This is a genomic window from Bacteroides acidifaciens (assembly GCF_024623065.1).
Lineage (GTDB): Bacteria > Bacteroidota > Bacteroidia > Bacteroidales > Bacteroidaceae > Bacteroides > Bacteroides acidifaciens.
Genome location: NZ_JANJZR010000013.1, coordinates 26,702 through 38,790, shown reverse-complemented (window position 1 = coordinate 38,790; position 12,089 = coordinate 26,702). Strand labels below are relative to the sequence as shown.

Below are 12,089 nucleotides of genomic sequence, written 5' to 3'. Positions count from 1 at the left end.
TCAAAGCCTTTGTTTTTATAAACGAAGCTTGCGTTTATAGATTACAGTTAACGAAGAAAAAGTTTACATACTGATAATAAGAAGTTTACAATTAATGAAAGAGAACTTTTCTATTAATGAATGAAAAGTGGGTTATTAAGAGTCTGCTCCGAGTTTTGCCCGACACAGTTTTGAGAGTTGCTTTCGAGTATATTTTCTGTTGTTGTGAGCAGCAGCATGACGGAGACTATGTGACGAATAAAAACAGGTCGGTAAAGCCTATCTAACATAATCTCAGGAAAATTTAAACAGGCTCTTAAAGTTCTTCGATATTTCTTTTCGATAGTCCGGTGCTTGGCGAATGTACGGATAAGGATCGATTTGCATGATGTGTGCTACTTTATTTCTTCAATCTATGTCGTATTTTCGTGAATTCTTTGTATTTTTGCGCCAAATTAACAGTAGAATTATGACTAAATTAAGTGTAAACATAAATAAGATTGCCACACTGAGAAATGCCCGTGGCGGAAACGTTCCCGATGTGGTGAAGGTGGCACTTGATTGTGAATCTTTTGGAGCGGATGGCATCACTGTTCATCCGCGTCCCGACGAACGTCACATCCGCCATTCTGACGTATATGCTTTGCGCCCATTGTTGCGGACGGAATTCAATATCGAAGGCTATCCGTCTCCGGAGTTTATAGACCTGGTGCTGAAGGTGAAACCACATCAGGTGACTTTGGTTCCCGATGCCCCTTCGCAGATTACTTCCAATGCCGGGTGGGATACGAAAGCCAACTTGGAATTTCTGACCGAAGTTCTCGACCAGTTCAACAGTGCAGGTATCCGCACTTCTGTTTTTGTGGCTGCCGACACCGAAATGGTGGAATATGCGGCAAAAGCAGGAGCCGACCGTGTGGAACTTTATACGGAACCGTATGCGACGGACTATCCGAAGAATCCTGAAGCAGCTATCGCTCCTTTTATCGAAGCTGCCAAGGCTGCCCGCAAACTGGGCATCGGCTTGAATGCCGGACACGATTTGAACCTTGTGAATTTAAACTATTTCTATAAGAACATTCCTTGGGTGGACGAAGTTTCTATCGGTCATGCATTGATTAGCGATGCACTGTACTTGGGACTGGAACGCACCGTTCAGGAATATAAAAACTGTCTACGCTGATGAATGCAATGATTTTGTTACTCCAAGGGGCTATGAATATGGCCGACTCGCTGGCCACCGCCAATCCTGTCCTGACAGAGGTGAATGCTTCCGAAATGGATATGCTTGATATGGCTGTCAAGGGTGGGTGGATTATGCTTGTGCTGGGCGTGCTGTCCGTTGTTTGTTTCTATATTCTTTTCGAACGTAACTATATGATTCGTAAGGCAGGAAAGGAAGACCCCATGTTTATGGAACGGATAAAAGACTATATCCATAGCGGTGAAATCAAAGCTGCCATTAACTATTGCCGTACGATGAACACCCCGTCGGCACGTATGATAGAAAAGGGTATCAGTCGTCTGGGCCGTCCTATCAACGACGTGCAGGCTGCCATTGAGAACGTCGGTAACATCGAAGTGGCGAAACTTGAAAAAGGACTGACGGTGATGGCCACCATCTCCGGCGGCGCCCCGATGCTCGGATTCCTCGGAACGGTGACCGGTATGGTGCGTGCATTCTACGAAATGGCGAACGCGGGAAGCGGGAATATTGACATCACATTGCTTTCCGGCGGTATCTACGAAGCTATGATTACTACGGTCGGTGGTCTGATTGTCGGTATCATTGCCATGTTTGCCTATAACTATCTGGTGATGCTTGTAGACCGTGTGGTGAACAAGATGGAGTCTCGCACGATGGAATTCATGGACTTGCTGAACGAGCCCACATAAAGGCTGAAAGAGAACCTGCGTAAAAGTGGGGAAAGTAACCGAGAACGTTAATCATGAATCGCTAACCACTAATCATTTATAAAGTGGGATTAAAAAGAAGAAATAGAATATCGCCCAATTTCAGCATGGCTTCCATGACGGACGTCATATTCCTGTTGCTGATATTCTTTATGATAACCTCTACGGTGGTGTCGCCCAATGCTATAAAAGTGCTGTTGCCGCAAGGCAAGCAACAGACCTCGGCGAAACCGCTGACAAGAGTCGTTATTGATAAGGACTTGAACTTCTATGCCGCTTTCGGCAACGAGAAGGAGCAACCGGTGGCATTGAATGATTTGACTTCATTCTTGCAGAGTTGTGCAGAGAAGGAACCTGAAATGTATGTGGCATTGTATGCGGATGAATCAGTACCTTACCGCGAGATTGTGCGGGTGCTGAACATCGCAAACGAGAATCATTTTAAGATGGTGCTGGCTACGCGCCCGCCTGAAAACAAATAAGGAACAATGGACAGAAGAAAAAAGGGTGAATACATAGGAGTGCTGGGTACATTGTTGGTACACGTGGCAGTGATTGCTCTTTTGATTCTGGTGAGCTTTACCGTTCCCCGGCCGGACGAGGATGCAGGCGGAGTGCCTGTGATGATGGGAGATGTAGACGCAGCAAATGGTTTTGATGATCCCTCTCTGGTAGATGTGGATATTATGGATGAAGATGCGGCAGCACCCGCGGAGACTGAACCGGAACTTCCTTCCGAACAGGATTTGTTGACGCAGACCGAAGAGGAAACAGTAACCCTGAAACCTAAGACGGAAGAACCGAAAAAAGAAACGGTGAAACCCAAAGAGGTGGTTAAGCCGAAAGAACCGGTGAAGAAGCCGGAAAAAACGGAAGCGGAAAAAGCTGCGGAAGCGAAACGACTGGCGGAGGAAAAAGCGGAGCGTGAACGTAAAGCTGCCGAAGAGACCGCTAAAAAGAGAGTATCCGGTGCGTTCGGAAAAGGAGCGCAAATGACGGGTAATAAAGGTACGGCAACCAGTGGTACGGGAACCCAAGGTAGTAAAGATGGTAATTCTTCTACCGGAGCGAAAACAGGAACAGGTGGTGAGGGAACATTTGACCTTGGCGGACGTTCTTTAGGTGCAGGTACTCGTTTGCCGAAACCGGAATGTAATGTACGCGAGGAAGGACGTGTTGTGGTGAATATCACCGTAAACCCGGCGGGATTAGTGGTAGGAACCAGTGTGAATCTCTCTTTGACGAATACCTCTGACCGGACTTTGCGTAAGGCAGCTTTGGATGCAGCTAAGAAAGCTCGTTTTGAAGCAGTGGACGGGGTGACGAATCAAACGGGAACAATTACGTATTACTTTAATTTGAGATAGAAGTATCATTAACCAAAATAGATAGCATTATGGGAACTGTGTACGCATTTTTTGCAGATGGTTTTGAAGAAATCGAAGCCTTTACCACTATTGACATACTGAGACGTGCCGGACTGAACGTAAAAATCGTATCTGTCACTCCGGACGAAATTGTAGTAGGCGCACATGACGTGTCCGTTTTTTGTGACATCAATTTTGTGAATTGCGATTTCTTCGATGCTGAACTTTTGTTCTTACCGGGGGGAATGCCGGGAGCAGCTACGCTCGACAAGCACGAAGGGTTGCGTAAGCTAATCCTTGACTTTGCCGGAAAAGGCAAACCTGTCGCTGCCATTTGTGCGGCTCCGATGGTATTGGGCAAACTGGGGCTGCTGAAAGGCAAGAAAGCGACATGTTATCCGAGTTTCGAACAATATCTGGAAGGTGCGGAATGTGCCAATGAACACGTTGTCCGTGACGGAAACATCATTACGGGAATGGGACCGGGCGCTACCATGGAGTTTGCTTTGACTATCGTTGACCTGTTGGTAGGTAAAGAAAAGGTGGAAGAACTGGTAGAGGCGATGTGCGTAAAACACTAAGCTGCCTGTCCATGAAGAAATCTGTAATTATTGTCGCCGGTGGAAAGGGCTTGCGAATGGGGAGTGAGCTTCCGAAGCAGTTCCTTCCTATCGGCGGTAAACCTGTGTTGATGCATACGCTGGAAGTATTCAGGAAGTATGACGCTTCACTCCAGATTATATTAGTGCTTCCCAAAGAGCAGCAGGGCTTCTGGAGACAGCTCTGCGAAGAACACGGCTTTGACGTAGAGCATCTGATTGCCGATGGTGGAGGGACGCGTTTCCATTCGGTAAAGAATGGTTTGGCATTGGTGCGGGAACCCGGACTGGTGGGAGTGCATGATGGTGTCCGCCCGTTTGTCTCGGTAGAGGTGATTCAACGTTGCTATGATTTGGCGGAAGAGCAGAAAGCTGCGATTCCGGTGGTTGATGTAGTGGAGACGTTGCGCCATCTGACGGATGACGGCAGTGAAACAGTCAGCCGCAATGATTATAAACTGGTGCAGACTCCTCAAGTCTTTGAGACTGAACTGCTGAAACGGGCTTATGCGCAGGAGTTTACCCCGTTCTTTACGGATGATGCCTCAGTGGTGGAGGCAATGGGCATACCTGTATATCTGGCAGAAGGTAATCGTGAAAATATAAAAATAACAACCCCTTTCGACTTGAAAGTGGGGAGTGCTCTGTTGTAAATGTTCGATTTAGTCACACGCGACATAAAATTCATCTCCGGGGTAGGGCCACAGAAGGCTGCCGTATTAAACAAGGAGCTGGGAATATACTCCTTGCATGATTTGATTTATTACTTCCCTTACAAATACGTTGACCGGAGCCGCATCTATTACATTCACGAAATAGATGGCAATATGCCGTATATCCAGCTGAAAGGAGAAATCCTCGGTTTCGAGACCATTGGCGAAGGGCGTCAACGACGTCTTACCGCTCATTTCTCGGACGGTACGGGTGTAGTGGATTTAGTGTGGTTTCAAGGGATAAAGTATATTCTGGGCAAATATAAACTTCACGAAGAATATATCATCTTCGGCAAACCGACCGTTTTCAACGGGCGTATCAATGTAGCTCACCCCGATGTGGACAAGACGGATGACCTGAAACTTTCTTCCGTAGGTCTGCAACCTTATTATAATACGACGGAGAAAATGAAACGCAGCTTCCTCAACTCTCACGCGATTGAGAAGATGATGGCGGTTGTGATTCAGCAGATACAGGAACCTCTGCCCGAAACGCTTTCTTCCAAACTATTGGCGGAACATCATTTGATGCCGCTCACGGAAGCTCTTCGGAATATCCACTTCCCGACAAATCCCGACTTGCTTCGCAGGGCGCAGTATCGTCTTAAATTCGAGGAACTGTTTTATGTACAGCTCAATATCCTCCGCTATGCCAAAGACAGACAACGGAGATACCGCGGCTATATCTTTGAGAAAGTAGGCGACATATTCAATACGTTTTATACAAAGAACCTGCCTTTTCAACTGACAGGGGCGCAGAAACGGGTATTGAAAGAAATTCGCAACGACGTAGGCGGCGGACGGCAGATGAACCGTCTTTTGCAGGGGGATGTAGGTAGCGGGAAAACGCTCGTTGCCTTGATGAGCATGCTGCTTGCCTTGGATAATGGTTATCAGGCGTGTATGATGGCACCTACCGAAATTCTGGCAAACCAGCATTATGAAACGATAAAGGAACTGCTTTTCGGAATGGATATCCGAGTCGAACTGCTGACCAGTTCCGTCAAAGGAAAAAGAAGGGAAAGCATCCTTACCGGTCTGCTGACAGGAGACGTGCATATTCTGATAGGTACGCATGCCGTCATTGAGGATACTGTCAATTTCTCTTCATTGGGTTTTGTCGTCATTGACGAGCAGCATCGTTTTGGTGTGGCGCAACGCGCCCGCCTTTGGAGCAAGAATAACCAACCGCCGCATGTGCTTGTTATGACTGCGACGCCCATTCCCCGTACACTGGCAATGACCCTGTATGGAGACTTGGATGTTTCCGTTATTGACGAACTTCCCCCCGGCCGGAAACCGATAACCACCGTCCATCAGTTTGACAACCGCCGTGAGAGCATGTACCGTTTTGTACAGAAGCAAATTGACGAAGGACGTCAGGTTTATATCGTTTATCCTTTAATAAAGGAGAGCGAAAAGATTGATTTGAAGAATCTTGAAGAAGGCTACCGGTATATTCTTGAGGAATTTCCCAAATGTACGGTCTGCAAGGTGCACGGCAAAATGAAAGCAGCCGAAAAAGACGAGCAGATGCAACTTTTCATTTCGGGAAAAGCACAGATAATGGTAGCTACGACAGTAATCGAAGTAGGAGTGAACGTGCCTAACGCTTCGGTGATGATTATTGAAAATGCCGAACGTTTCGGACTCTCGCAGTTGCACCAGTTGCGCGGTCGGGTAGGGCGTGGCGCTGACCAGTCTTATTGTATCCTGGTGACCAACTATAAACTGACCGAAGACACCCGTAAACGGCTTGAAATCATGGTACGTACCAATGACGGCTTTGAAATAGCGGAGGCCGACCTGAAACTGCGTGGTCCCGGCGACCTCGAAGGAACCCAGCAGAGCGGTGTGGCTTTCGACTTGAAGATTGCCGATATTGCCCGTGACGGGCAACTGCTGCAATACGTACGTGCTATAGCCGAAGAGATTGTAGAGCAAGACCCTGTGGCACAGAATCCGGAGAATGAAATACTATGGCGGCAACTCAAATCCCTGCGGAAAACGAATGTTAACTGGGCTGCCATTAGTTGAAAAACGGTTAAACATGCGGCTTGTTTGCGTAAATGTGTTGCATAACATATTTGGCTCTTATCTCTCCTATTTATAGGGGGTTAAAGACTCATTCCTTTTCTCTCTTGTTGCTAATCATCTGAAAAATAGTTAATAACTCCCTTGTTGTTTCGTAGGAAAATACTACCTTTGGAGGAATTTTTTAGTAAATGTATCGTTTAACCATTTGAAAAGTCGAGTATTATGCTTGAAAAAACGCTGGTCATTTTAAAACCGTGTACCCTACAACGGGGACTGATTGGTGAGATTATTCATCGTTTCGAACGTAAAGGATTGCGGTTGGCCGGCATGAAGATGATGCAACTGACAGATGAATTGCTAAGCGAACATTATGCCCACCTCAGTGGCAAACCGTTCTTTCAACGTGTGAAAGATTCAATGATGACAGCTCCTGTTGTTGTTTGTTGTTTTGAGGGTGTGGATGCTATTCAAACGGTCCGTACGTTGGCAGGACCAACTAATGGACGTCTGGCTGCCCCGGGAACCATTCGTGGGGATTACAGCATGAGTTTTCAAGAGAATATAGTTCATGCTTCCGATTCACCGGAGACTGCAGCTATTGAATTAAAGAGATTTTTTAAACCGGAAGAGATATTCAATTACAAACAGGCGACATTTGACTACCTGTATGCAAACGATGAATATTAAATGAATTGACAAAGAACGAATGAATTTCAATTGCATTATTAAAACTGGATTGGTGGCCGTAGCGGCTATGGTTAGTCTGAGCTCTTTCTCTCAAGACCTGATTGCCCGCCAGGCACCGATAGACAAAAAATTAAAATCTGTAGACTCTTTGGCATTGCAAAAGCAAATCCGCGCCGAACAGTCCGAATACCCTGCCCTAAGTCTTTATCCTAACTGGAACAACCAGTATGTACATACTTATGGAAATGCTATTATCCCTGAAACTTACACTATCGACCTGACAGGCTTCCATATGCCGACTTCGAGCACGAAAATTACTTCACCTTTCGGACCCCGTTGGAGAAGAATGCACAATGGACTTGACTTGAAAGTGAACATCGGGGATACTATTGTGGCAGCTTTTGACGGTAAAGTGCGTATCGTAAAATACGAGCGGAGAGGATATGGTAAATATGTCGTTATCCGTCATGATAATGGCTTGGAGACTGTATATGGCCACTTGTCCAAACAATTGGTTGAGGAAAACCAATTAGTGAAAGCAGGAGAGGTTATTGGTTTGGGGGGCAATACGGGACGCTCTACCGGTTCGCACCTGCATTTTGAAACCCGTTTCTTGGGAATTGCAATCAATCCGGTTTATATGTTCGACTTCCCGAAACAAGATATTGTTGCCGATACTTATACGTTCAGAAAGACAAAAGGCGTGAAACGCGCAGGCTCACATGATACTCAGGTAGCCGATGGAGCAATCCGCTATCATAAGGTGAAGAGTGGAGATACTTTATCACGCATTGCCAAATTGCGTGGAGTGTCGGTCAGCACACTTTGTAAATTGAACCGTATCAAACCGACTACAACTTTGCGTATCGGACAGGTTTTGCGTTGTTCATAACCCGCTTGCTTATAAAACAGTAATACAATAGCTTTGGAAGAGGGCACTTTAATATAATTTAGAGTGCCCTCTTTCTGTTTTTACTTAATTATTGTTACCTTTGCGCACTATTTGGAAGAAGATGAAAGATACCAAGCAACAATTTGAACATGTCATCGCTTTGTGCCGTGACTTATTTTCCAAGAAGCTGCACGATTACGGGTCTGCGTGGCGTATCCTGCGTCCGGCTTCTGTAACTGACCAGATTTTTATCAAAGCCAACCGGATCCGTAGTATCGAAACTAAGGGAGTAACCCTGATTGACGAGGGAATCCGTGCTGAATTTATCGCAATTGTCAACTATGGAATTATCGGACTTATCCAGTTGGAGTTGGGCTATGCCGAATCTGCCGATATCAGTAATGAAGAAGCGATGGCTTTATATGATAAATACGCTAAAGAAGCATTAGAACTGATGCTTGCCAAAAATCATGACTATGACGAGGCTTGGCGGAGTATGCGTGTCAGCTCTTACACAGACTTGATTTTGATGAAGATATACCGTACCAAGCAGATTGAAAGCCTGTCCGGCAATACATTGGTGTCTGAGGGAATCGATGCCAATTACATGGATATGATAAATTACTCTGTTTTCGGACTCATAAAGATAGAATTTGAAGGATAAGAACCTACATATCATTCAGGGAGTGGTAGCAAATACCAGTCGCTTTCTTTTAGCGGCTTCGTTTATTTTCTCCGGGTTTGTGAAGGCAGTTGATCCGCTGGGTTTCCAGTATAAGATACAGGATTATCTGACTGCATTCGGCATGGCTTCCTGGTTTCCTTCATTTTTCCCTCTGTTGGGGGGCATTACGCTATCCGCCATTGAGTTTTTTGTCGGCATCTCCCTGTTCTTTGGTACGCGGAGAACATTGGCCTCTTCATTGGCGTTGATGTTGATGATTGTCATGACACCGTTGACTCTGTATCTTGCAATCTTCGATCCGGTTGCAGACTGCGGTTGTTTCGGTGATGCCTGGATATTGACGAATTGGGAAACATTCGGCAAGAATGTCATACTGTCACTTGCTGCAATCGCAGCATTCCGTTACAGAACGATGCTGATCCGCTTTATCAGTGTGAAAATGGCATGGCTGGTTTCCTTATATACACTCTTTTTTGTATTTTCCCTGTCATTCTATTGCTTGGACCGTTTGCCTGTTTTAGACTTTCGCCCCTACAAGATAGGAAAGAATATTCCGGAGGGAATGACAACACCCGAAGGAGCAAAACCAAGTGTATATGAAAGTATCTTTATTTTAGAGAAGAATGGGGAAAAGAAAGAGTTTACGCTGGATAACTATCCGGACAGTACGTGGACATTTGTCGACACACGTACCAAACTCAAAGAGAAAGGCTATGAACCGCCTATCCATGATTTCTCTATGATGGACTTGCGCACGGGAGACGATATAACGGAAGAGGTATTGACTGATATGGGATATACTTTCCTGTTGGTTGCCCATCGGATTGAAGAAGCGGACGACAGTAATATCGACCTGATTAACGAAATATACGATTACTCGGTGGAGCATGGCTATAAGTTCTATTGCCTGACTTCTTCACCTGAGGAACAGATAGAACTGTGGAAGGATAAGACCGGAGCGGAATATCCTTTCTGCCAGATGGATGATATAACGTTGAAGACGATGGTACGCTCCAACCCGGGATTGATGTTGATAAAGAACGGGAAGATTCTGAATAAATGGAGTGACGAGGATATACCGGATGAATATGTGCTGACCGGCAAACTGGAAAATCTGTCGTTGGGACAGCAGAAGATGGTGAGTGACGTCCACACCGTAGGATATGTATTTTTGTGGTTCATCATTCCATTGCTGTTGGTATTGGGACTGGATATCCTGGTTGTTCGTCGCAGAGAACGGAAGTCCGTTATAAATAGTAAATCGTAAATAAGAGAATAGTAAATTTATTAACCCTTTAAATAAAGAAAACAAAATGAGAAAGAACATTGTTGCAGGAAACTGGAAAATGAACAAAACCCTTCAGGAGGGTATCGCTTTGGCTAAAGAATTGAACGAAGCATTGGCTAACGAAAAGCCTAACTGTGATGTAATCATCTGTACTCCGTTTATCCACTTGGCTTCTGTTACTCCGTTGGTAGACGCTGCTAAGATCGGTGTAGGTGCTGAAAACTGTGCTGACAAAGTATCAGGAGCATATACAGGTGAAGTTTCTGCTGAGATGGTTGCTTCTACCGGGGCTAAATATGTAATCCTGGGTCACTCTGAACGTCGTGCTTACTATGGCGAAACAGTTGCTATCCTCGAAGAAAAAGTGAAATTGGCTTTGGCTAACGGTCTGACTCCGATTTTCTGTATTGGCGAAGTATTGGAAGAACGCGAAGCTAACAAGCAGAATGAAGTGGTAGCTGCTCAGATGGAATCTGTATTCTCTCTGTCTGCCGAAGACTTCTCTAAGATTGTATTGGCTTACGAGCCGGTTTGGGCTATCGGTACGGGAAAAACAGCTTCTCCTGAACAAGCTCAGGAAATCCACGCTTTCATTCGTTCAATCGTAGCTGACAAGTATGGTAAAGAAATCGCAGACAATACTTCTATTCTTTATGGTGGTAGCTGCAAGCCTTCTAACGCTAAAGAACTGTTTGCTAATCCGGACGTTGACGGTGGTTTGATTGGTGGCGCTGCTCTGAAAGTATCTGATTTCAAAGGTATCATTGATGCATTTAACGCGTAATTAAAACTTATTTCAGGCACGGATTCACACGGTCCGTGCCTAATAATTATTTGTAATGAGAAAACTAGCTTTACTTACTTTATTGTTGGTCTTGGCAGGTGTCGGCATACAAGCACAGAACATTGTCAAAAGCTTGGAACGTACAGTGCCGGGGCAGGGGAAAGTGACTATTCATCAAGACCCCCGTATTGGTGCTCTGATTGGTGTGGAGCGTCCTGCGACAGGTGAACATAAAGTAATAAAGGCTTCCGGATACAGGATACAGGCGTATGCGGGTAACAATACCCGTCAGGCGAAGAATGATGCTTATCATGTGGCTTCACGTATCAAAGAGTATTTTCCGGAATTGCCGATATATACTTCCTTCACTCCGCCCCGTTGGCTTTGCCGTGTGGGTGATTTCCGGAGCATTGAAGAAGCGGACGCAATGATGCGTCGGTTGAAAGCTACCGGTGTGTTTAAAGAGGTTTCTATTGTAAGAGACCAGATAAATATCCCTTTATAAATCTATCATGTTAGGAAAAGAAGAAATTATCTCTCCGAATCTGGAAGAGTTGAAAAGTCATTATCACAGTATTATAACTTTGTTGGGTGAGGATACCGAACGGGAAGGATTGTTGAAAACTCCCGAACGGGTGGCTAAAGCGATGTTGAGTCTGACAAAGGGCTATCATATGGATCCTCACGAAGTGCTTCAGTCTGCTAAATTTCAGGAAGAATATAGCCAGATGGTGATTGTGAAGGACATTGATTTCTTCTCTCTTTGCGAACATCACATGCTGCCGTTCTACGGAAAGGCTCACGTGGCTTATATCCCTAACGGCTATATCACCGGGTTAAGTAAGATTGCCCGTGTAGTCGATATTTTCTCTCACCGTCTGCAGGTGCAGGAGCGCATGACGCTGCAAATCAAAGAATGTATTCAGGAAACATTGAATCCATTAGGAGTAATGGTCGTAGTGGAAGCAAAGCATATGTGCATGCAAATGCGCGGTGTGGAAAAACAAAACTCCATTACTACTACTTCAGACTTTACAGGCGCTTTCAATCAGGCAAAGACACGTGAGGAGTTTATGAATCTGATTCAACACGGAACTTTGTAGAGAGACACTTATTGGAAACGTGATTTCTGTCCGGCACCAGG

General features: G+C 45.3%; 14 protein-coding genes. All 14 read left to right on the top strand.

The window, feature by feature from the left end; genetic code table 11:
* The first annotated feature begins 448 nt into the window (after positions 1-448).
* The 14 genes from NSB03_RS05895 to folE all read left to right on the top strand — a co-directional run bounded on the left by NSB03_RS05895 (position 449) and on the right by folE (position 12,048).
* On the top strand, positions 449-1,162 hold the full coding sequence (locus NSB03_RS05895; protein WP_024987408.1) for a pyridoxine 5'-phosphate synthase: 714 nt from the start codon (positions 449-451) through the stop codon (positions 1,160-1,162).
* Positions 1,162-1,875: a MotA/TolQ/ExbB proton channel family protein gene (locus NSB03_RS05890; RefSeq protein ID WP_024987409.1), complete on the top strand. Its 714-nt coding sequence runs from the start codon at positions 1,162-1,164 to the stop codon at positions 1,873-1,875. Before NSB03_RS05895 ends, NSB03_RS05890 begins: the two co-directional genes overlap by 1 nt.
* An 83-nt stretch (positions 1,876-1,958) precedes the next feature.
* A complete protein-coding gene (locus NSB03_RS05885) occupies positions 1,959-2,375 on the top strand; it encodes an ExbD/TolR family protein (protein ID WP_024987410.1) in 417 nt (138 codons plus the stop codon).
* Between the two features lie 6 nt (positions 2,376-2,381).
* On the top strand, positions 2,382-3,260 hold the full coding sequence (locus tag NSB03_RS05880; protein ID WP_172503794.1) for a cell envelope integrity TolA family protein: 879 nt from the start codon (positions 2,382-2,384) through the stop codon (positions 3,258-3,260).
* Between the two features lie 29 nt (positions 3,261-3,289).
* On the top strand, positions 3,290-3,841 hold the full coding sequence (locus NSB03_RS05875) for a DJ-1 family glyoxalase III (protein WP_024987411.1): 552 nt from the start codon (positions 3,290-3,292) through the stop codon (positions 3,839-3,841).
* Positions 3,842-3,852: 11 nt separating this feature from the next.
* Positions 3,853-4,512 carry a 2-C-methyl-D-erythritol 4-phosphate cytidylyltransferase gene (locus NSB03_RS05870; RefSeq protein WP_172503795.1) on the top strand — a complete coding sequence of 220 codons (660 nt, stop codon included), beginning with the start codon at positions 3,853-3,855 and terminating at the stop codon, positions 4,510-4,512.
* Positions 4,513-6,609, top strand: coding sequence for an ATP-dependent DNA helicase RecG (recG, locus tag NSB03_RS05865; RefSeq protein WP_257466277.1), 2,097 nt, complete (start codon positions 4,513-4,515; stop codon positions 6,607-6,609).
* Between the two features lie 222 nt (positions 6,610-6,831).
* Positions 6,832-7,296, top strand: coding sequence for a nucleoside-diphosphate kinase (gene ndk / locus NSB03_RS05860; protein WP_024987412.1), 465 nt, complete (start codon positions 6,832-6,834; stop codon positions 7,294-7,296).
* 19 nt (positions 7,297-7,315) lie between these two features.
* Positions 7,316-8,188: a M23 family metallopeptidase gene (locus tag NSB03_RS05855; protein ID WP_024987413.1), complete on the top strand. Its 873-nt coding sequence runs from the start codon at positions 7,316-7,318 to the stop codon at positions 8,186-8,188.
* Positions 8,189-8,309: 121 nt separating this feature from the next.
* On the top strand, positions 8,310-8,852 hold the full coding sequence (locus NSB03_RS05850; protein ID WP_024987414.1) for a DUF1599 domain-containing protein: 543 nt from the start codon (positions 8,310-8,312) through the stop codon (positions 8,850-8,852).
* Positions 8,842-10,140: a BT_3928 family protein gene (locus NSB03_RS05845; RefSeq protein ID WP_024987415.1), complete on the top strand. Its 1,299-nt coding sequence runs from the start codon at positions 8,842-8,844 to the stop codon at positions 10,138-10,140. The genes NSB03_RS05850 and NSB03_RS05845 overlap by 11 nt, the downstream gene beginning before the upstream one ends.
* Before the next feature lie 46 nt (positions 10,141-10,186).
* On the top strand, positions 10,187-10,945 hold the full coding sequence (gene tpiA / locus NSB03_RS05840) for a triose-phosphate isomerase (protein WP_024987416.1): 759 nt from the start codon (positions 10,187-10,189) through the stop codon (positions 10,943-10,945).
* Between the two features lie 55 nt (positions 10,946-11,000).
* Positions 11,001-11,450 (top strand): SPOR domain-containing protein, encoded by a 450-nt coding sequence (locus NSB03_RS05835; RefSeq protein ID WP_024987417.1) that lies wholly within the window; start codon positions 11,001-11,003, stop codon positions 11,448-11,450.
* A gap of 7 nt (positions 11,451-11,457) precedes the next feature.
* Complete coding sequence (gene folE, locus NSB03_RS05830) at positions 11,458-12,048, top strand: GTP cyclohydrolase I FolE (protein ID WP_024987418.1); 591 nt, start codon at positions 11,458-11,460, stop codon at positions 12,046-12,048.
* The last annotated feature ends 41 nt before the right edge of the window (positions 12,049-12,089 follow it).